General features: G+C 71.7%; 21 protein-coding genes. 10 read left to right on the top strand and 11 right to left on the bottom strand.

Annotated elements, in window-relative coordinates; all coding sequences use genetic code 11:
- Window positions 1–41 precede the first annotated feature (41 nt).
- Complete coding sequence (locus V6S66_RS10765; protein ID WP_334206738.1) at window positions 42–518, bottom strand: DoxX family protein; 477 nt, start codon at window positions 516–518, stop codon at window positions 42–44.
- Window positions 519–569: 51 nt separating this feature from the next.
- Window positions 570–2282, bottom strand: coding sequence for a sigma-70 family RNA polymerase sigma factor (locus V6S66_RS10760; RefSeq protein WP_334206737.1), 1713 nt, complete (start codon window positions 2280–2282; stop codon window positions 570–572).
- A 189-nt stretch (window positions 2283–2471) separates the two neighbouring features.
- Here V6S66_RS10760 and V6S66_RS10755 point away from each other — a divergent pair, with 189 nt between their 5' ends.
- The 4 genes from V6S66_RS10755 (at window position 2472) to rsrA (ending at window position 4957) form a co-directional block, all read left to right on the top strand.
- Window positions 2472–3122, top strand: a complete 651-nt coding sequence (locus V6S66_RS10755) for a hypothetical protein (protein ID WP_334206736.1) — start codon at window positions 2472–2474, stop codon at window positions 3120–3122.
- 62 nt (window positions 3123–3184) lie between these two features.
- Window positions 3185–3937 (top strand): SOS response-associated peptidase, encoded by a 753-nt coding sequence (locus V6S66_RS10750; RefSeq protein WP_334206735.1) that lies wholly within the window; start codon window positions 3185–3187, stop codon window positions 3935–3937.
- A gap of 91 nt (window positions 3938–4028) precedes the next feature.
- Window positions 4029–4661 (top strand): sigma-70 family RNA polymerase sigma factor, encoded by a 633-nt coding sequence (locus V6S66_RS10745; protein ID WP_334206734.1) that lies wholly within the window; start codon window positions 4029–4031, stop codon window positions 4659–4661.
- The gene (rsrA, locus tag V6S66_RS10740) at window positions 4658–4957 is read left to right on the top strand and encodes a mycothiol system anti-sigma-R factor (RefSeq protein ID WP_334206733.1); all 300 of its coding nucleotides are present in this window, start codon (window positions 4658–4660) and stop codon (window positions 4955–4957) included. Before V6S66_RS10745 ends, rsrA begins: the two co-directional genes overlap by 4 nt.
- Window positions 4958–5037: 80 nt before the next feature.
- On the opposite strand, the gene V6S66_RS17035 is transcribed toward rsrA, so the two are convergent.
- The 4 genes from V6S66_RS17035 to V6S66_RS10725 are packed head-to-tail and all read right to left on the bottom strand — an operon-like array spanning window position 5038 to window position 8974.
- Window positions 5038–5112, bottom strand: a complete 75-nt coding sequence (locus V6S66_RS17035) for a 50S ribosomal protein bL37 (protein WP_369797015.1) — start codon at window positions 5110–5112, stop codon at window positions 5038–5040.
- Between the two features lie 41 nt (window positions 5113–5153).
- Window positions 5154–5501, bottom strand: a complete 348-nt coding sequence (locus V6S66_RS10735; RefSeq protein WP_334206732.1) for a thioesterase family protein — start codon at window positions 5499–5501, stop codon at window positions 5154–5156.
- A gap of 9 nt (window positions 5502–5510) precedes the next feature.
- Complete coding sequence (locus V6S66_RS10730; RefSeq protein ID WP_334206731.1) at window positions 5511–7268, bottom strand: ABC transporter ATP-binding protein; 1758 nt, start codon at window positions 7266–7268, stop codon at window positions 5511–5513.
- A complete protein-coding gene (locus tag V6S66_RS10725) occupies window positions 7265–8974 on the bottom strand; it encodes an ABC transporter ATP-binding protein (RefSeq protein WP_334206730.1) in 1710 nt (569 codons plus the stop codon). Before V6S66_RS10725 ends, V6S66_RS10730 begins: the two co-directional genes overlap by 4 nt.
- Window positions 8975–9019: 45 nt before the next feature.
- Here V6S66_RS10725 and V6S66_RS10720 point away from each other — a divergent pair, with 45 nt between their 5' ends.
- Window positions 9020–9817: a siderophore-interacting protein gene (locus V6S66_RS10720; protein ID WP_334206729.1), complete on the top strand. Its 798-nt coding sequence runs from the start codon at window positions 9020–9022 to the stop codon at window positions 9815–9817.
- A gap of 87 nt (window positions 9818–9904) precedes the next feature.
- On the opposite strand, the gene V6S66_RS10715 is transcribed toward V6S66_RS10720, so the two are convergent.
- Together V6S66_RS10715 and V6S66_RS10710 are read right to left on the bottom strand one after the other, a co-directional pair.
- Entirely contained in the window at window positions 9905–11557 is a 1653-nt protein-coding gene (locus V6S66_RS10715; RefSeq protein ID WP_334206728.1) for an acetolactate synthase, read from the bottom strand.
- Between the two features lie 10 nt (window positions 11558–11567).
- Complete coding sequence (locus tag V6S66_RS10710; protein WP_334206727.1) at window positions 11568–12527, bottom strand: DUF2785 domain-containing protein; 960 nt, start codon at window positions 12525–12527, stop codon at window positions 11568–11570.
- A 30-nt stretch (window positions 12528–12557) separates the two neighbouring features.
- Here V6S66_RS10710 and V6S66_RS10705 point away from each other — a divergent pair, with 30 nt between their 5' ends.
- Window positions 12558–13988: a sensor histidine kinase gene (locus V6S66_RS10705; RefSeq protein WP_334206726.1), complete on the top strand. Its 1431-nt coding sequence runs from the start codon at window positions 12558–12560 to the stop codon at window positions 13986–13988.
- A gap of 12 nt (window positions 13989–14000) precedes the next feature.
- Here V6S66_RS10705 and V6S66_RS10700 read toward each other — a convergent pair whose 3' ends face one another.
- Window positions 14001–14252, bottom strand: coding sequence for a WhiB family transcriptional regulator (locus V6S66_RS10700; RefSeq protein WP_290582968.1), 252 nt, complete (start codon window positions 14250–14252; stop codon window positions 14001–14003).
- A 226-nt stretch (window positions 14253–14478) separates the two neighbouring features.
- Between V6S66_RS10700 and V6S66_RS10695 the strand changes: the two genes are divergently transcribed.
- From V6S66_RS10695 to V6S66_RS10685, 3 genes are all read left to right on the top strand, one after another.
- Window positions 14479–14895, top strand: coding sequence for a hypothetical protein (locus V6S66_RS10695; protein ID WP_334206725.1), 417 nt, complete (start codon window positions 14479–14481; stop codon window positions 14893–14895).
- A 163-nt stretch (window positions 14896–15058) separates the two neighbouring features.
- A complete protein-coding gene (locus tag V6S66_RS10690; protein WP_334206724.1) occupies window positions 15059–16255 on the top strand; it encodes an NAD(P)-dependent malic enzyme in 1197 nt (398 codons plus the stop codon).
- 11 nt (window positions 16256–16266) lie between these two features.
- On the top strand, window positions 16267–17232 hold the full coding sequence (locus V6S66_RS10685; RefSeq protein WP_334206723.1) for a zinc-binding dehydrogenase: 966 nt from the start codon (window positions 16267–16269) through the stop codon (window positions 17230–17232).
- Between the two features lie 8 nt (window positions 17233–17240).
- Here V6S66_RS10685 and V6S66_RS10680 read toward each other — a convergent pair whose 3' ends face one another.
- Window positions 17241–17816, bottom strand: a complete 576-nt coding sequence (locus V6S66_RS10680; RefSeq protein WP_334206722.1) for a helix-turn-helix domain-containing protein — start codon at window positions 17814–17816, stop codon at window positions 17241–17243.
- 66 nt (window positions 17817–17882) lie between these two features.
- Between V6S66_RS10680 and V6S66_RS10675 the strand changes: the two genes are divergently transcribed.
- Window positions 17883–18536, top strand: a complete 654-nt coding sequence (locus V6S66_RS10675) for a class I SAM-dependent methyltransferase (protein ID WP_334206721.1) — start codon at window positions 17883–17885, stop codon at window positions 18534–18536.
- 183 nt (window positions 18537–18719) lie between these two features.
- Here V6S66_RS10675 and V6S66_RS10670 read toward each other — a convergent pair whose 3' ends face one another.
- A complete protein-coding gene (locus V6S66_RS10670) occupies window positions 18720–18902 on the bottom strand; it encodes a DUF6104 family protein (RefSeq protein ID WP_334206720.1) in 183 nt (60 codons plus the stop codon).
- Window positions 18903–18913 lie beyond the last annotated feature (11 nt).

Here is an 18913-nt window from a genome sequence, read left to right as displayed (position 1 = left end):
TCCGCGACGGCTGCCGTGCCGCAGCGGACGATCTCGAGGCTTCAGCGCGAGATCTGCGCCGCGACGGTGTCCTTGGCCTCGACGACCTTGTCCTTGGCGCGGCGCACCAGGATCTTCTTGTGCGGGTCGGGGTCGAGCGTCGACATCAGCAGGCCACCGATCATCGAGAGGTTCTTGAAGAAGTGGACCTGCTGGTTCGACCGGGCGGCCGGGTCGGACTCGGTCCAGAACTTGTGGCCCTGCACCGTGGTGGGCACGAGGTTGCCGGCGAGCAGGAGCGCGGCCAGGCGGGGGAACCGGCCCGTGGCCAGCGCGAGACCGCCCAGGAGGCTGATGGCACCGTGGGCCCGCACGACGTTCGTGGGGGTCACGGGCAGCTGCGGCGCGAGCGGCGCCAGGGCGTCGGAGACGGGCTGTGCGGCCGGCGCGAGCGCCTTCGCATGACGCAGGGAGTTGATGCCCCCCACGACGAACATCGAGGCGAGCATCGGACGGGCCACCGTGCGCAGGACTGTCATGGTCCTTGTCTACCGCATCACGGCGTACCGGCAACCCGTCGCGGGCGCGGCTCAGAACAGCAGCAGGATCGACGGGCTCACGAAGGCGCCCGTGTTGTTGCCGGAGTCGGGGTCCTCGTCGGCCACGAGCGTGACCGTGCCGGCCGGTCGGATGCCCGCGAAGGACAGCGCGAACCGTGCGTCGCCGCCCGCGGCGACCGTCGTGGAGCACGTGACGCTCGAGACCCAGGTGCGGGGTGCGCCCGAGCAGGTCCAGCCCGCAGGAACCGCGCGCAGCTGCACGGTCCGGTCGAAGTCGACCCGCACCGAGACCGAACGGTCGGCCGGGACGCCGCCGGTCGTGGTGCCGGTGACGGGCACCGTCATGGTCCGCTGGAGTCCGATGCGGTCGTTCGCGACCGATGGCGTGCCGAGCGCGAAGTCGGTGCCGACGACGGGCGGGGGCGGCGGGGCGGGGGGCTCGGTCTCACCCTCGCCCTCGCCGGGGGAGTCCTCGTCGTTGTCGAGGTCGGCGTCGGCGGTCGGCGTGGGGGTCGGCTCGGGGGTCGGCTCGGACTCGTCGGTCTCGTCGGGCTGGTCCGTCTCGTCGGGCTCCTCCGGCTCCGACACCGGCTCGGTGGCGGTCGGCGCCGGGAGCGTGGGGCTCGGCGTGGGCTGGGTGATCCGGATGCCGTCGTCGAGCACGACCGGCGACGTGTCCTGGATCGGTGCGGTGACCGGCATCGTGGCCGGGTCCGTGACGGCGGAGGTGGTGGCGACGACGCCGACCGTGGCGGCGCCGGCCAGGGCGACCGTGGCGACGGCGGCCGGGGTCGACGAGACCAGGCTCGTGCCGACCGCGAGCCGGGCGGGGGCTGACGCGACGCGGGCGGTCTCGAGCATGATCGTCTTGGTCGACATCGCGAGTCCGGCAGCCGTGCCGGCGCCGAGGACGCCGAGACCGCCGATGGAGACGGCCGTGCCGAGGTAGCCCGTGGCCGCGGCGCCGAGCACGACGGGGCCGAGGACGGCCGCGAGGCTCGAGTTCACCTCACGCAGCTCGAGGTGCAGCCCGGTGCAACGGGCGCACGTGTCGAGGTGGGTCTCGACCTTGCGGGTGTCCCGGGCGGCCAGGCCGTGGCGGACGTACGCCCCGAGCTTGCTCGTGGCATCGCGGCACTCGGCGTCGAGCGTGGGCGCGAGGTGCTGCTGGAGGTACGCGCGGCGCAGGCCCTCGCGGGCGCGGTAGGCCAGGGCGGAGACGCTGTTGGGGGCCATGCCGAGCAGCGGTGCGATCTCGGCCGGGTTCTGACCCTCGACGTCGAGGTGCCACAGGACGAGCTGCCAGCGTTCCGGCAGCGAGCGGAACGCCTCGCCGGCGGCGCCCCGGTCGAACTCCATGGCGGCGGGGTCGACGAACTCGACGGCCCGGTCGAGCTCGGCCTCGTCGTCGGTGGAGCGCTCACGCTTGGCGGAGCGGATGCCGTCGATGTGGAGGCGGCGCACGGCGGTCAGGAGGTAGGCGCGGAAGGCCTCGTCGGGCCCGGCCCCGCGCTGCAGGACACCAAGGACCTTGAGGAACGCCTCGGACACCAGGTCGTCGGCGCCGGGTCCCGAGACGAGCTGGCGGGAGAGGCGATTGGCGGCCGTGCGGTGACGCTCGAAGAGGGTGCCGTAGGCCACGGTGTCGCCCGAGCGCACGGCGGCGATGAGAGCGGCGTCGGACATGCTCGCGGGGTCGACGACGTCGTCGACCGCTGCGGCTCCGCTCCCGGAATTGCTCACGCGCCTCCCTCTCTCCCCAACATTCAACGACTGATGGAGGGTCCATGTCACGCGGTTGGGCGAAGTAGGGACCAAGGTCCCACGGCGTGGGTCCTCGAGCGAGCGGGAAAAAATGTTCGCGAAGTCGCGTCACGACCGTGGACCGGCGCCGTTCCCCTGATGAGAACAGCACGATCGAGGGAGGGCCGGATGAACGACTACGACGTCGCGACCGCCGCGTTCGCCCGTGCGGTTCTCGGTGATCGGGAGTCCCTGGTCGACGTTGCACTCGTGGTGGGAGCGAGTGCAGCGTCGCACGGGATCTCGCTGGTGGAGGCGATCGAGACGATGGCCGACCTCAGTCCTGGTCGCGAACCCCCTTACGTGGCAGTTCGCTCGGTGGTGGAGGCGTGGACAGGGAGCGCTCCGTCTCCCGCCGCCGACGCGGACTGTCATGATCCGCTCACGGCACTCACGTCGGTGCCGCACCTGCGGACCCGGCTCGATGACGTGTACCGGCAGGCAGGACATCGCGGATGGGAGCCCGCGGTGTCGCACGTGCTGGTCGTCGTCGAGCTGGGGCGTCGGGGGGCCCATGCGCTCGAGGACGACCTCTGGGGACTCGAGGTCGGGCACGCGCTCGCCGTGGCGTTCCCGGCGCACGAGACCGTCGCCCGGCTCGCGCCGGACCGGTTCACCGCGTTCACGCACGCCGATGACGCCGACGCCGTCGGACTGGCAGTGCTGGCACGCCTCCTGCGCGAGGGCCTGGCGGGAGAGCCCGAGCCGCGCGTGTGGGTCGAGCGGCTGCCGGTCGACGCCGACGCCGTGACCTGGTTGCTGTCCCGACTCACGGAGTAGCTCTGCACGGAGCAGCTCCGCAGCGGGTGGTCCGCAGCGGGCCGGTCTGCCACGCTGGCAGCATGTGCGGCCGCTACGCCACGACCCGAACCCCCCAGAAGCTGAGTGACGACTTCGGGGCGGACCTCGCCGCGGGTGCGGACGAGATCGGCGCCGACTTCAACATGGCGCCGACCAAGCGCGCGCCGCTCGTCATCGCGCGAACCGCCGACGACTCCGCTGCGACCACGCGAGAGCTGCTCACCGCGAAGTGGGGACTGGTGCCGAGCTGGGCCAAGGACGTCTCGATCGGTAACCGCATGATCAACGCCCGGTCCGAGACCGTCGACGAGAAGCCGTCGTTCAAGCGGGCGTTCGCGAAGCGTCGCGCCGTCGTCCCGCTGGACGGCTTCTACGAGTGGTACCAGGGCCCCGACACCGGGGCCGGCAAGCCGCCCAAGCAGCCCTTCTTCATCACGGGCCGCACGCCGGACGGCGGGGGCGAGGGCCTGGGCGTCGCCGGGCTCTACGAGTTCTGGAAGCCGAAGGACGCCGACGTGCCTGACGGCGATGAGGCCGAGTGGCTCGTGACCTTCACGATCCTCACGACCGCGGCCGAGGGCGAGGACGGGCGCCTGCACGATCGCGCGCCCTGGCTCGTGCCGACCGAGCATCTCGACGCCTGGCTCGACCCGGCCCCGCACCCGAAGCACGAGCTGTTCGCCCTCCTCCAGCCGGCCACGCCGGGGCGGCTCCAGGCCTGGCCGGTATCGACCGCGGTCAACAACGTGCGTAACAACGGACCGGAGCTGCTGCGGCCGCTTCCCGCGGAATAGGTCCCCGACGGTCGTCGTTGACGATCGGGAAGGAGGACTCATGCCCGTCTGCGAAGCACCATCCACGGTTCGGCCGGTACGATCGACCCCAATGGATGACATCGACCGCACGGCCGACACGACCAGTGCCGACGAGAGCCCGGAGCAGCGCCAGGCGCGCTTCGAGACCGACGCGCTGCCGTACCTCGACCAGCTGTACTCGGCCGGACTGCGGATGACGCGCAATCCGGCTGATGCCGAGGACCTCGTGCAGGAGACGTTCGCCAAGGCGTTCTCGTCGTTCCACCAGTTCCGTCCCGGCACCAACCTCAAGGCCTGGTTGTACCGGATCCTCACCAACACCTACATCAACTCGTATCGCAAGAAGCAGCGCCAGCCGCAGCAGGTCAGCGAGGACATCGAGGACTGGCAGATCGCCGCGGCCGCGGCGCACACCTCGACCGGCCTCAAGTCGGCCGAGATGGTGGCGCTCGAGCACCTCCCCGACTCCGACGTCAAGGACGCGCTGCAGGCGCTGCCGGAGGACTTCCGCTACGCGGTGTACCTCGCCGACGTCGAGGGCTTCCCGTACAAGGAGATCGCGGAGATCATGGACACGCCCATCGGCACCGTGATGTCACGGTTGCACCGAGGGCGTCGCCAGCTGCGCGAGCTGCTCGCCGACTACGCCCGCGACCGCGGCATGGCGGGCGCGGCCCCGGCGACGGCGGAGGTGACGTCATGAGCTGTGACGGACCCGACTGCGGCGACGCGCTGCAGAACCTCTACCTGTTCATCGACCGCGAGATCGACGACGCCTCCTGCGAGGAGGTGCAGACGCACCTCGACAGCTGCAGCGACTGCCTGACCGAGTACGACCTCGAGCAGGTCGTGCGCAGTCTCGTGTCGCGCTCCTGCCAGGAGGCGGCGCCCGAGCCCCTGCGCCAGAAGGTGCTGCAGTCGATCCGCGCCGTGCAGGTCGAGATCGATGGCTCTCGCGTCACGCGCACCACGATCACCGAGACCCGCATCATCGAGTGAGGCACCGAGCTTCGCTCGCCCGTGGTGCCACACGACAAAACCCCCGCATTTTTGCGGGGGTTTCGTGTCTCACGCAGAAGTCACGCGTTGGGGCGCTTGCCGTGGTTCGCGCCCTTCTTGCGGCGTGCGCGGCGCTTGCGTCCGGTCTTGCCCATGGGATCCTCCTCGAAGAATTGACCCCCCATGGTCGCACACGTCAGAGGCGGCCGAGGAATCGCTCCCGGTCCACGATCGCCCGCACGACCGTGCCGCGGGCGACGACCGTGTCACCGTCGCGCGCCTCGACGGCGAACGTGGCGACCCGGTCGGTCCGCTCGGTGACGTCGGCGTGCACCTCGACCATCGTCCCGATCGGCGACGGGGCCAGGTGTCGGACGTCGACGTGGGTGCCGACGCTCGTGAGATGAGCCTCGAGCTCCAGCTCCGCGCAGGTCGCCGCCTCGCACCAGGCGACCACGACCGGCGTGCCGAGCACCTCCAGGTCGCCGCTCCCCACGGCAAGGGCGGTGTCGTCGGCAGTGACGGTGCGGGTCAGGACGGCCATGGGGGAAGTCTACGAACCCGACCAGGCGTGCCAGAGGGTCGCGTACTGGCCGCCGGCGGCGACGAGCTCGTCGTGGGTGCCCACCTCGACGATGCGTCCGTGGTCCATCACGACGACGCGGTCGGCGCTCTGGGCCTGGGTGAGCCGGTGAGCCACCACGAGCGCGGTCCGGCCACGCACGATCTCGGAGGCGGCGATCTCGAGGTCGCGGGCGCCGGACGACCCGGCCTCCGCGGTGGCCTCGTCGAGCACGACGAACGGCGGGTCGAGGAGGGCGACTCGGGCCAGGGCGAGCTGCTGGGCCTGCGCGCTCGTGAGGGCGTGGCCGAAGCTGCCCACCCGGGTGTCGAGACCCTCGGGCAGTGCCGTGGCCCAGCGACGCGCCCCGACGACCTCCAGCGCGGCGAGCAGGGCGTCGTCGTCGGCCTCGGTGTCGGCCAGCGACAGGTTGTCGCGCACCGTCCCGGTGAAGACGTGCACCTCCTGGCTCACGACCGCCACGTGCCGGCGCACGGTGGCCGTGCCGAGGTCGTCGACGTCGCGACCGGCCAGGAACGTCCGACCGGAGGTCGGGGAGGTCAGCCCCGCCGCGATCGCCGCGACGGTCGACTTGCCGGCGCCGCTGGCGCCCACGACGGCGACCCGTTCACCCGGCTCGACGACGAGGTCGACCTCGTGCAGCACGGGGGTGCCCGGCTCCCACGCGTGCCCGACGCCCCGCAGCTCGAGACGGGCCGGTCCGTCGAGGGCCCCGACGCGGTCGTCCTGCTCGGGCAGCAGCGCGACGCCGGCGAGTCGGGTGAGCGACGCCCCGGCGGACTGCACGTCGTCGAACACGAACAGCACGCCGCCGATGGGGTTGAACAGGCGATGGAAGTACAGGGCGGCGGCCGTCGCGGCACCGACCGTGACGACGTCCTCGCGCACGAGGACGAAGCCGGCCGTCAAGATGATCAGGACACCGATCGCCTCAGCACGATTCATGCGCGCGCCGTAGCGCATCAGCACCCAGAAGGTCCGCAGCGCGAGCTCGCGGGCGTTGACCGAGGTGCGGTCGATCTCGCCCAGGGCCGGTCCCTCCCGGCCGAACGCGCGGATCGTCGGTGCGTGCTCGAGAGTCGACATGAGGGCCTCGGCGCGCTCGCCCTGCGCGACGCGCTCGGCGCGGTAGACCGGACCTGACCGGGGGAGGTACCAGCGCAGCGCAGCGACGTAGCCGGGCACCGCGAGTGCGCCCGCGAGCCCGAGTCGCCAGTCGAGCGCGAACAGGCCACCGGCCGTGAACACGATCGCCATGAGCGAGGTCAGCAGCACCGGGACCGCCTCGTCGAGCGAGTCGGTCACGGTGCGCACGTCGTCGCCGACCCGGGCCATGACGTCGCCTGTGCCGGCCTTCTCCAGCTGCCCCGAGTCCAGGTGCAGAGAACGGTCGAGGACGTCCTCGCGCAGCTCCGCGAGCACCGGGATCGTGGCCTGGGCGAGAGCGCCCACGGCGGCCGAGGCGGCGATCGCCCCGACCACGGCGGCGATCACGATCGCCAGGACGGGCAGCATCAGGTCGCCGGAGTCACCGCCGGTCTGCACGAGGTCAACGATCTCGCCGAGGGCGCGCGGGGCGACGATTCCGGCGGCTCCCGTGAGCAGGAACGCCGCGACCGCCAGCGCCACTGCGCCAGGACGTCGGCGGAACCGGCGGGCGACCAGGCGAGTCGTGTCGCGTCCGGTGGCGACGGGGAGAAGCTCGCGTGCCGGGATCGGGGCGCTCATCGCAGCACCTCCTCGCGGTACTCCGGATCCTCCTGCAGCACGTGGTGCGGGGCGACGCGGGCGACGCGTCCCGACCGGATCCAGACGACGTGATCGGCAGCGGCCAGCAGGGTCGGTGAGGTCGTGACGACGAGCGTCGCGGTCTCGCGCCCCAGCCGGCCCTGCAGCCCGCGGGCGATCTGCTGCTCGGTCACGGCGTCGATCGCGGTCGTGGGGTCGCGGAGCACGAGCACGGGCGGGGACACGGCGAGCGAGCGCGCGATCGTGAGGCGCTGGCGCTGGCCGCCCGAGAGGCTGCTGCCGCCGGACCGGACCGCGTGGTCCAGGCCGTCGTGGTGGGCCGCGACGACGTCGTGCGCCGCCGACGCCGTCAGCACCTCGTCGAGGGTCGTGGCATCGAGGGTGCCGTCCGGGTCGATCGCCGACCGGATCGTGCCCTCCGGCGGGTTGGCCTCGTGCGGGACCACCAGGAGGGTCGCGCGGCGGTCGACGCCCGCCAGGTTCTGCAGGTCGACGCCGGCGATCGAGACCGAGCCGCCGCTCGGGGCGGCCGACCCGTCGAGCAGGGCCACGAGGGAGTCGGCGCTGTCGGGACTGTCGCAGGCCACGGCGACGAGCTGGCCGGGACCGCAGCGCAGGTCGACCCCGGTCAGGGCGGGGGTCGTGACGCCGTCGAACCTCAGGTCGCGCGGGACGCCCGGCGGCAGGTGGTCGGGACCGTCCCGGACCCGCACCGGGGTCGCGAGGGCCGTGTGGAGACGGCGGGCCGACGCGGTGCTGGCGGCGAACTGGGCCGAGAGCGCGCCCAGCATCGAGATGGGCTCGGCGAGGAACTGCGTCAGGCCCACGATCGCGACGAGCTCGCCGAGCGTCAGGTCGCCCTCGATGGCCTTGGAGCCGGCCAACCACGCCACGACGGCCAGGAAGAGTCCGGAGACCAGGGTCGTGAGTCCGGACATGTAGCCCCAGGACCGGGCGGTGACGATGCTGGAGGTCCGGGCCGCCTGGCTCGCGCCGCGGTACCGGCGGCTCGCCGCGTCCTCGGCACCGATGCCCTTGAGGGGGCGCAGGCCTGCGACCAGGTCGCCACCGAGGCCGGCGACGCGCGCGATCGCTGACTGCTCGCGGTCGGTGCGGCGGGCCACGACGGGGGAGACGAGCTGGGTGATCCCGACCGTGATGGGCAGGCCGAACAGGATCACCAGGGCCAGGGTCATGTCGGTGCGCGTGAGGTAGACCGCGGTGGCGGTCACCGTCACGAGGGACGCGACAGTGAAGCCGAACTGGCGCACCAGCAGTGACACCTTGTCGGCGTCGGAGGTGGCGAGCGACAGCCACTCACCGGCGAGCTTCGGGTCGTCGGCCGGCTGCACGGCCTTGTCGGCGATCTCGAGTCGGATGCGGTGCGACTCGAGCTGCACCGCGCGGTTCATGAAGATCGCGCCGAAGCGGTAGCCGTAGCTGAGGAAGGTGAAGATCACGACGATCGCCAGGCACGAGAGCAGGAACGGCCGGAGCTCGCCGGTCTCGATGCCGACGTCGATCGTCACGCCGATCATGACCGGGACCAGGGCCTCGCACATCTGCCACAGGACGATGAGGGGGGTGCCACTGGCGATCAGGCGGCGGTGGTGGGTGATCGGGCCGAAGAGGATCTGGCGGGAGGTGCGCACCGTCGCCGGCGTCGTCCTGCTCCCCGTCCCCACCAGATGAGGCTACCCTCACCTTCTGGGTGGGGGCAGAATGGGTCCGTGCCAGGTGCTGATCAGACCCGCGGTGTCCGCGAGCTCGAGGTGATCCGGCGCGAGATCGTGACGCCGCGCATGGTGCGGGTGGTCCTCGGTGGCCCCAGTCTGGCCGGGTTCTCGAGCGGCGTCCCGGACGAGCACGTCAAGCTCGTGTTCCCCGACGCCGACGGCACGATCCGCCCGCCGGTGCTGGCCGCCGACGGTGCGACGCTCGACTGGCCGCGACCGTTCCCGCCGCACCGTGACTACACGATCCGCCGGTACGACCCGGTGGCTGCTGAGGTGTGGGTCGACTTCGTGGTGCACCCCGGCGGCCTGGCCTCGGACTGGGCCCAGCGGGCCGAGCCGGGCGAGTCCCTCTGGGTCGCCGGGCCGAAGTCGTCGCTCGAGGTGGTGCCGGATGCCGACACGCTCGTCCTGCTGGCCGACCACACGGCCCTGCCGGCCGTGGCGCGGTGGCTGGAGGAGCTCGCCGACGGGACCGAAGCCCTCGTGGCGGTGCTCGTGCCGGACGCGGCCGAGGAGCAGGAGCTCGCGCTGCGCCCGGGGGTGTCGGTGACGTGGTTGCACCTGGACGATCCGGACGTCGCCGCTGCCGGCGACGACGTGCTCGGTCGTCACCTCGATGCGCTGGTGCTCCCGGCCGACCGTCGGGTGTTCCTCTGGGCCGCCGGCGAGGCCGGGGTGCTCAAGCCGATCCGTCGCTGGGCGCGGGCGCACGGCTACGCCCGCGGCACGTGCGACATCGCCGGCTACTGGCGCAAGGAGCGCACCACCGCCGTCCGCACCACCCGCCGCTGACGTTCCCCTCGCGAGAGAGTTTGTTGGTGGTCAGGAGCGACTTTGTTGGTGGCGAGGAGCGACTTTGTTGGTGGCTCTCGCGGCTGACTAGATGCCGAACGTGGCCCGGGGGTAGGCCGCGTCGACGTCGGTGAGCACGTTGACGAGGTACGGGATGCCGGACGCGAAGGCGCGGTCGATGGCCGGGCCGATCTCCTTCGGGTCGGTCACGAGCTCACCGCCACCGCCGAGCGCCGTGACGACCTGGTCGTACCGCGTGCCCGGGGCGAGGTCGGCCGCGACGTCGTAGCCGTAGAGCATCTGCATGGGCCCCTTCTCGAGACCCCACGCGCTGTTGTTGCCGACGATCATGACGACCGGGAGGTTGTGGCGCACCAGCGTGTCGACGTCGATCAGCGACATGCCGGCGGCACCGTCGCCGAACAGCAGCACGACCTGGCTCGACGGGCGGGCGATGCGCGCGGCGATGGCCGCGCCGAGGCCGGCGCCGAGGCAGCCGTACGGCCCCGGGTCCAGCCATCCGCCCGGACGACTCGGCTCGACGAACTTGCCGGCGAACGACACGAAGTCGCCGCCGTCGCCGATCACGACGGCGTCATCGGCCAGTCGGGGGAGCAGCTCGCCGTAGATGCGGGCGGGGTGGATCGGGTCGGCGCTGGCGGTGAGCAGGGCGTTGTCGCGCTCGACCCCGGCCTTGACCTGGTCCTGCAGGTCGGCGAGCCACCCCGACCAGTCGGGCTTGGCGCCGCTCGTGGACTGCAGACCGGACAGCACGCCGTCGAGCACGCGCGTCAGGTCGCCGGAGGCGCTCGCGGCGAGCTCGGCGTGCGTCGAGACCTGGGCGGGGGAGTCGGCCAGGTGGACGACCCGCGCCGGGGTGGTGTCCTCCTTGCCGCCGAACACGCCGTAGCCGAGACGGAAGTCGAGTGGCGTGCCCACGACGATCACGAGGTCGGCCCCGTTCAGCGCGGCGGAGCGGGCCTTGGTGACGAGCTGCGAGTGGCCGCCGGGCACGATGCCGCGCCCCATGCCGTTGGCGATGACGGGGATGCCGGTCTCGGTCACGAGGCGGAGCGCCGCCTCCTCGGCGCCGTCGGCCCACACGTCGGTGCCGAGGATCAGCAGCGGGCGCTGGGCACCGGCGAGCAGGTCGGCGACCGTGGCCAAGGCGTCGGCGTCGGGCTCGATCGGGTCGACGGCGCCCGCGGTGGTGTGACGGGACGCGGTGCCGAAGAACTGGTCCATCGGCACGTCGAGGAACGCGGGACCGCGGTGCGACGACCCCGCGACGCGGAACGCGTCGTCGACCGTGGGGCCGATGTCGGCCGTCGTGCGGGCCGTCGTGGAGAGCGCCGTGATGGTCTCGAGGATCGGCGGGTGGTCGAGCTCCTGCAGGCTGCCCTGGCCCCAGCGGTTGTCGGGTGCGCGGCCGCCGATCACGACGAGCGGGGAACCGGCGAACTGCGCCTGCGCGATGGGGCTGACGCCGTTGGTGACGCCGGGGCCGGCGGTCAGCACGGCGAGGCCCGGCTTGCGGGTGAGCTTGCCGATGGCCTCGGCGGCGAAGACGGCCGACGGCTCGTGGCGGACGTCGATGATGGGCATCGGCGGCTCCGCCTTCACGGCCCCGTCGTACATCGGGAACACGTGCGCCCCCGAGAGCGTGAACATCGCCTCGACGCCGTGCGCCCGGGCGACCTCGGTCGCGATCACTCCACCGTGTACCGGCTCGTCAGTCATGTGACGGAGGTTACAAGGTGGCGGATCGGCCCGGCGGGACGGGCGTGCGTGAGGTGGGTCGGTAGAGCCACGGGCTCTCGGAACGGATCTGGTCGAGCACCGCGAGCAACAGGTCGGCCCGGCCGGCGGGCTGCTCGGCGAAGAGGTCGGCATCACCCCGCAGGTCCGAGCGGCCCTGCACGCCCAGGGCGAGCTGCAGGTGCAGGGCCCGCAGGAACGCGGAGGTGTTGCGCGCCTCGGTGGTGGGCCACTCGGCGTCGAGGTGTCCACGGGTCCGGGGTGGCTGCAGGCCGGCGCCGAGCCGGGCGAGCCAGGGCTCGACGAGCGAGGTGTCCAGGGCGTTGCGGTGGAGCAGGGTCATGACGGCGAAGGCGAGTCGGTCGTCCTCGCCGTGGCGCCACGCGTAGGCCGTGGGTGCCAGGACGCGGTCGGCCACGACGTCGAGGAGCACCGTGAGCTCGAGGGCCCCGAAGTGACGCGAGCGCGCCAACGCCGCGAGCAGATCGGCGCCGTGGGCGATCGCGTGGGCCCAGCCGATCTCCGGGATCCAGCCCCGGTGGTCGAGCTCGCGGACGTACCAGCTCGTGGCGGCGTCGCCCCACGCCAGCACCGACGCGGCCTGCACCAGGTGGACGTCGTTGTCGCGGCCGACGATCTCGGCCAGCATCAGGGCGCTGTACGAGCGACGGATCACCGAGGAGTCCTCGGCGCCGTCCTCGTCGGGGGTGCCGTCGCGCCCCAGGCCGTACCCGAGGCCCGACACGATCCCGTCGCCGAGCCCGCTGAGCAGGTCGTCGTAGACGCCGCGCTGCAGCCACGCCGTGAGGATCGGGTACGCCAGCTCCTCGCGTAGTCGCGGGGACGGGTCGCCGAGCATCTGGACCAGCTCGGCCGTCATCGCGTCGAGCGGTCGGTCGGCGGGCACGTCCATGCCGGTCGTGCGCACGGACAGCCAGGTCGACTCGGTCATCGCTCCCATCGTGCCACGTAGGGTGACCCCGTGGGCCAGCTCGAGGACATGACGCGCTCGCGCAGTGCCGTGTCCGTCGACGACGCCCGCTGGCTCTACGCCCTCGTCGCCGACTGGCAGCTCATCGCCGACCTCGCGTTCTCCGACCTCGTCCTGTGGGTGCCCGAGGCGGAGGAGTCCGCCGTGTGTGCCGTGGCCCAGGTGCGGCCCACGACCGGACCGACGGCCCTGCTGGAGGACGTCGTCGGGGTCTCACTGCCGTCGGGGTCCGCCCCGCTCGTCGAGCGCGCCTTCGTCCGAGGTGTCACGGTCGACGGCGAGGTCGACGCGGCGGGTCGCTCCACGCAGTTCGTGCCGGTGCGGCGCGACGGGCGGATCATCGCCGTCGTCGAGCGCCGCCGCGAGGCACCGGGCCTCCGCAGCGCCGGTGCGCTGGAGTCGGCGTACCTCGACGTGGCCGGCGACCTGCTGGAGATGATCCGTTCCGGCGAGTTCCCGGAGTCCGCCGACCGCTCCACGGTCGTCGACCTGCTCCGGGTCGGCGACGGCTTCGTCCGCACCGGGCCCGACGGGCTCGTGCGCTTCGCGAGCCCGAACGCGCTCTCGGCGTACCGCCGGCTCGGCCTCGTCGGGGACCTGATCGGCACCCGCATGGTCGATGTGACCGCCGGCCTGATGGACCGCCGGACCCCGCGCCACGCCGTGCCCGGCCTGCTGGTGGGTCTGGAGGGCGGTTCAGGCGAGCTCGAGAACGCGGCGGCCTCGCTGCGGGTCCGACGCATCCCGCTCACGTCGTCGGGACGTCCGGCCGGCGCGCTCATCCTGCTGCGCGACGTCACGGAGCTGCGCCTTCGCGAGCGTGAGCTGATGACGAAGGACGCGACGATCCGCGAGATCCATCACCGGGTCAAGAACAACCTGCAGACCGTGGCCGCGCTGCTGCGCCTGCAGGCTCGGCGGATGTCGACCGACGAGGCGCGACACGCGCTCCAGGAGGCGGAGCGACGGGTCGGCTCGATCGCCCTGGTCCACGAGACGCTGAGCCAGTCGTTCGGTGACGTGGTCGACTTCGACGACATCGCCGACCGGCTCCTGCGCACGGTGCTGGACGTGGCGGGGGAGCGGTCGATCGTCGCGACCCGGATCGGGTCGTTCGGCCAGCTCTCGGGCGAGGTCGCCACCCCGCTGTCGATGGTGCTGACCGAGCTGATCCAGAACGCCGCCGAGCACGCGTTCGGCGACGGCGGAGGTCAGATCACGGTGGCGTCGAACCGCATCCGTGACCGGATCCGGCTGCGCGTCAGTGACGACGGGGTGGGCATGCCCGAGGGCTTCCGCACCGGCGACAGCCTCGGGCTGTCGATCGTGACCGCGCTGGTGCAGACCGAGCTCGACGGCACCCTCACGTTCGAACGGCGCCCCAGTGGCGGGACGACCGTGTCGATCACGCTCGACGCGTAGCGGGGGCGCGGCTCAGGCGGTGCGGATGCGGGCGCGAGCGTTGCGGCGCTTGAGAGCGCGACGCTCGTCCTCGCTCAGACCGCCCCAGACGCCGTGGTCCTGACCGGACTCGAGGGCCCAGGTGAGGCACTGGTCGCTGACGTCGCACCGACGGCACACGAGCTTGGCCTCTTCGATCTGCATGATCGCGGGCCCGGTGTTGCCGATCGGGAAGAAGAGCTCCGGGTCCTCGTCGAGACAGGCCGACTTGTGGCGCCAATCCATGGCGGATGCTCCTTCCCGAGAACTTCGGGTAGCGATGTGAAAAGTAAAGTGTGGCGCGAGGGCTCTTGTCCAGATGTTGGAAGGAAAATCCCTCGTGAACGCGCTTGTTCATGATGATTTCAACAAACCGGACTGTTTACAAGGATGTAGCAATTCAGATCGTGTTCGATCCGTCACACAGGCCTGCCTCACTCCTCGTTCTGCTGCCATTCCGTAGGCTGGCGCCGTGTCCGACACCTGGCCTCCGACCGTCCGCCGCCTTCTCACGGTCGCGGCTGCCGTCGTCACGGTGGAGGCACTGGCCGTCATCGCGCTGGCCGTCGCCGATCTCGGCTCGATCAACGGCGAACGTGTGGCGGTCGGCGTGGGCGTCGCCGTCTTCTTCCTCCTCTACGGCGGCACGCAGCTCGTGGCCGCTGTGCTGCTGCTGCGGGGTCGCCACGGCGCGCGAGGACCGATCGTCATGACGCAGCTGCTGCAGCTCCTGATCGCGTGGAGCCTGCGCAACGTCGACGGCGATGTCCTGGCGGTGCGCTACCTGCCGCTGGGCGCCGGTCTGGCCGCCCTCGTCGTGCTGGTCTGCGTGCTTGCGCCCCCGGTCAACCGAGCGATCGTCGAGCGCGCGGCGAGCGAAGGGTCCTGACCAGCCCTGACAGGGGCCTGTGGCACGATGGATGACGGGCACGACCTGCCCCCGTTCCGGGCGTTCCGCGCCACCTGCTCCGCCGAGGCTCGATCCCTCCGGTGTCCCGAGCCGCACGACCTCAGTCGTTCCCTTCTCCCAAGACTCGAGCCCCACAGCACACATGGTTGCCACCGACATCGACATCACGACGCCCCTCGACCCCGACGACCCCGTCTTCTCGCTGCACCGCGGCGGCAAGATGGAGATCGCCGCGACGGTCCCGCTGCGTGACTCCGACGACCTCTCCATGTCGTACACGCCAGGTGTCGCCCGCGTGTGCGAGGCGATCCACGCCGATCCCGAGGTCGCGCACGAGTACACGTGGGTCTCCAACACCGTGGCCGTCGTGACCGACGGCACCGCGGTGCTGGGCCTGGGCGACATCGGTCCGGCCGCGTCGATGCCGGTCATGGAGGGCAAGGCCGTCCTGTTCAAGCAGTTCGGCGGGGTCGACGCCATCCCGATCGCGCTCGCCACGACCGACGTCGACGAGATCGTCGAGACCGTGGCCCGGCTCGCACCGTCCTTCGGCGGCATCAACCTCGAGGACATCTCGGCACCACGCTGCTTCGAGATCGAGCAGCGCCTGATCGAGCGCCTCGACATCCCGGTCTTCCACGACGACCAGCACGGCACGGCGGTCGTCACGCTCGCGGCACTCATCAACGCGGTGCGACTCACCGAGCGCGACATGACCGAGCTCAAGGTCGTCATCTCGGGGGCCGGCGCCGCCGGCGCCGCGATCATGAAGATGCTGCAGGCCGCGGGCGTGCGTCGCATCCAGGTCACCGACCGGTCCGGCGTGATCCACGGGGGCCGCAGCGACCTGAACGTCGCCAAGCAGTGGATCGCCGACCAGTCCGCCGAGTACGCGCGCCCGGGCACGATCGTGGACGCCCTGCACGGCGCCGACGTGTACATCGGGGTCTCGGGCGGCACCACGCCCGAGGAGGGCATCGCCCAGATGGCGCCCGACGCGATCATCTTCGCGATGGCCAACCCGACGCCCGAGGTGCACCCCGAGGTGGCGCAGCGCTACGCCCGCGTCGTGGCCACGGGCCGCTCGGACTTCCCGAACCAGATCAACAACGTCCTCGTCTTCCCGGGCATCTTCCGAGGTGCGCTCGACGTGCGCGCCACCCGCATCACCGAGGGCATGAAGCTCGCGGCCGCCCAGGCGATCGCCGACCTGGTCGGCGACGACCTGCACGAGGGCTACGTGATCCCGTCGCCGTTCGACCCGCGCGTGGCCCAGGCCGTGTCGCGCGCCGTCACCGACACCGCGCGCCGCGAGGGCGTGGCGCGCCGCCCGTACTGAAAGGCTCACGCATGTTCGCCGTCTACGCCGGATCCATCAATCCCGACGACCCGTTGGCCGGACTCGTCGTCGGCGAGCGCCCCGATCCGGAGGTGCCGGACGGCTGGACCACGGTCACGGTCAAGGCCGCCTCAATCAACCACCACGACGTGTGGAGCCTGCGCGGGGTGGGATTGAAGTCAGAGTCGCTGCCGATGATCCTCGGTTGCGACGCCGCCGGGTACGACGAGGACGGCAACGAGGTGCTCGTGCACTCGGTCATCAGCGACCCCTCGTGGCGCGGTGACGAGACGCTGGACCCGAAGCGGTCGCTGCTGTCGGAGCGGCACGCCGGCACCTTCGCCGACAAGGTCGCGGTGCCGCGTCGCAACGTGATCGCCAAGCCGGCCGGCCTGTCGTTCGAGGAGGCCGCGTGCCTGCCGACGGCGTGGCTCACGGCGTACCGCATGCTCTTCACCCAGTCGGACCTGAAGCAGGGCGACACGGTCCTCGTGCAGGGTGCCGGTGGCGGTGTCGCGACGGCGCTCATCTCGCTCGCGGCCGCGGCAGGATTCCGCGTCTACGCCACGAGCCGTGACGAGGACAAGCGCACCAAGGCGCTCGAGCTCGGCGCGCACGAGGTCTTCGAGTCGGGGGCCCGTCTCCCGTCGAAGGTCGACGCGGTGATGGAGACGGTCGGCGCCGCCACGTGGTCGCACTCGGTGCGCGCGATGCGTCCCGGCGGCACGATCGTGATCTCCGGAGCCACCTCGGGCGATGCCCCGCCGGCGGAGCTGACGCGGATCTTCTTCCAGCAGATGCGCGTGCACGGCTCCACGATGGGCACCCGCGACGAGCTGCACCGGCTCGCGCAGTTCCTCGACGTCACGGGCCTGCGTCCGCTGATCGACTCGGTCATCCCGATGGAGCAGGCGGCCGACGGCCTGGCCAAGGTCATCGACGGCTCGCTGTTCGGCAAGATCGTCCTGACGCGCTGACCGCGGGTCTACTGCCCTGAACGGACGTGCATCCGCTCGCCCTGCGGGCCGAACAGGCCGAGGATCTCGGCCGGGATGTCGCCCCGGTTCGCCACGACGTGCGGCGTTCGGGTGTCGAACTCGACGACCTCACCCGGACCGACGTCCGTGACCTGGCCGGCGAGCTCGAGGTGCAGTCGCCCGGACAGGACGTAGATCCACTCGTAGCCCTCGTGCACCCTCGGTGCGTAGGGCTCGGGCGGGTCATGCGGCGGGATGATGATCTTGAACGCCTGCAACCCGCCGGGGCGGCGGGTCAGCGGGATGAACGTGCGACCGTGACGCACGACCGGCTTGGCCCGGACGCGGGGGTCGCCGGTCTCCGGGGCGTCGACCAGCTCGTCGAGCGGCACCTGGTGCACGCGCGACAGGGGCAGCAGGAGCTCGAGGCTCGGACGGCGCTGCCCGGACTCCAACCGTGACAGCGTGCTGACCGAGATGCCCGTGTCGGTGGCGAGATCGGCGAGTGTCGCCCCGCGCGCGACCCGCAGGGCACGCAGGCGAGGGCCGACGCCGTCCAGCACCTGCTCGATCTGGTCGTCCATGGCCGCGATCTTGCCACAACGGCAAAGGAAGTTGCCACGACCGGGCCCGGCCGGAAGGCTGGACCCATGACCGAGCATCAGCACGACAACGCCCACGACCGCGACGCCGCCGACTACTTCGAGGTCCCGGGCTGGGACGAGCGGTACTCCACCGGCGACAAGATCTGGAGCGGCAAGCCGAATCCGCAGCTCGTCACCGAGATCTCGACCCTGAAGCCGGGCACCGCACTCGACCTCGGATGCGGCGAGGGTGGCGACGTCATCTGGCTCGCCCAGCAGGGATGGACCGTCACCGGCGCCGACTTCTCGTCCGAGGGCCTGGCCCGCGCCGCCGAGCACGCGGCCGCGGCCGGCGTGGCCGACCGCACCGACTGGTGGCAGGTCGATGCGCGTGCGTTCGAGGCCGAGGGGCGCTCGTTCGACTTGGTGACGACCCACTTCCTGCATCCCGGAGCCGCGATGGTCGATGTCGTCCGCCGGCTGGCGGGAGCGGTGGCGCCCGGCGGCCACCTTCTCGTCGTGGGTCACGCGCCGTCGGAGGTGTTCGAGCAGCTCTCCCGCAGGCAGCACGACGCCATGTGGCACGCGGCCGACCTGCTCCCCGCGCTGCCGGAGGACGTCGAGGTGCTCGTCGTCGAGGAGCGGCCGCGGGTCGTGGAGCGCGACGGGAAGAGCGTCGAGATCGAGGACGCGACGCTGCTGGCGCGACGCGTCGGCTGAGCCGATCACCGGTGGTTGAGGTCTGCCCCGCCACCGGTGGTTGAGGTGCGAGTGCGCTCTGGCGCGCGAGCCTCGAAACCTCGGTCGGCTGACGGGTGCCTCAGCCGACCGGGCCTCGACAGTCAGACGGCCTTCGGCTGTGGATCACTCGACCTGACTCGGCCGTTCCCTCGCCGAGCTCGGTCAGACCTCGTCATCGTCATCGTCCAGGCGCGCTAGCCAGGTGGCGAAGCGCTCGATCTGGACCTCGAACTCGGGATTGGTGTCGACGAACTCGCCCAGCCGGTCGGCGAGCCACGCCAGGGTGACGGTCTCGTCACCCCGGCGCGACTGCAGCTCCTCGATCCCACGATCGGTGAAGTACATGCGTGCTCCGT

This window comes from Aeromicrobium sp. Sec7.5 (genome assembly GCF_036867135.1).
GTDB lineage: Bacteria > Actinomycetota > Actinomycetes > Propionibacteriales > Nocardioidaceae > Aeromicrobium.
This window is presented reverse-complemented; position numbering and strand designations above follow the sequence as displayed.

Bases quoted from the DNA above. Each gene is read 5' to 3' on its own strand.
- V6S66_RS10755 (WP_334206736.1), top strand. From the start codon at position 2,472: ATGAACGACTACGACGTCGCGACCGCCGCGTTCGCCCGTGCGGTTCTC.
- V6S66_RS10700 (WP_290582968.1), bottom strand. From the start codon at position 14,252: ATGGATTGGCGCCACAAGTCGGCCTGTCTCGACGAGGACCCGGAGCTC.
- V6S66_RS10745 (WP_334206734.1), top strand. From the start codon at position 4,029: ATGGATGACATCGACCGCACGGCCGACACGACCAGTGCCGACGAGAGC.
- V6S66_RS10730 (WP_334206731.1), bottom strand. From the start codon at position 7,268: ATGAGCGCCCCGATCCCGGCACGCGAGCTTCTCCCCGTCGCCACCGGA.
- V6S66_RS10715 (WP_334206728.1), bottom strand. From the start codon at position 11,557: ATGACTGACGAGCCGGTACACGGTGGAGTGATCGCGACCGAGGTCGCC.
- V6S66_RS10680 (WP_334206722.1), bottom strand. From the start codon at position 17,816: ATGGACGACCAGATCGAGCAGGTGCTGGACGGCGTCGGCCCTCGCCTG.
- V6S66_RS10685 (WP_334206723.1), top strand. From the start codon at position 16,267: ATGTTCGCCGTCTACGCCGGATCCATCAATCCCGACGACCCGTTGGCC.
- V6S66_RS10710 (WP_334206727.1), bottom strand. From the start codon at position 12,527: ATGACCGAGTCGACCTGGCTGTCCGTGCGCACGACCGGCATGGACGTG.
- V6S66_RS10765 (WP_334206738.1), bottom strand. From the start codon at position 518: ATGACAGTCCTGCGCACGGTGGCCCGTCCGATGCTCGCCTCGATGTTC.
- V6S66_RS10670 (WP_334206720.1), bottom strand. From the start codon at position 18,902: ATGTACTTCACCGATCGTGGGATCGAGGAGCTGCAGTCGCGCCGGGGT.
- V6S66_RS10735 (WP_334206732.1), bottom strand. From the start codon at position 5,501: ATGGCCGTCCTGACCCGCACCGTCACTGCCGACGACACCGCCCTTGCC.
- V6S66_RS10675 (WP_334206721.1), top strand. From the start codon at position 17,883: ATGACCGAGCATCAGCACGACAACGCCCACGACCGCGACGCCGCCGAC.
- V6S66_RS10690 (WP_334206724.1), top strand. From the start codon at position 15,059: ATGGTTGCCACCGACATCGACATCACGACGCCCCTCGACCCCGACGAC.
- V6S66_RS10750 (WP_334206735.1), top strand. From the start codon at position 3,185: ATGTGCGGCCGCTACGCCACGACCCGAACCCCCCAGAAGCTGAGTGAC.
- rsrA (WP_334206733.1), top strand. From the start codon at position 4,658: ATGAGCTGTGACGGACCCGACTGCGGCGACGCGCTGCAGAACCTCTAC.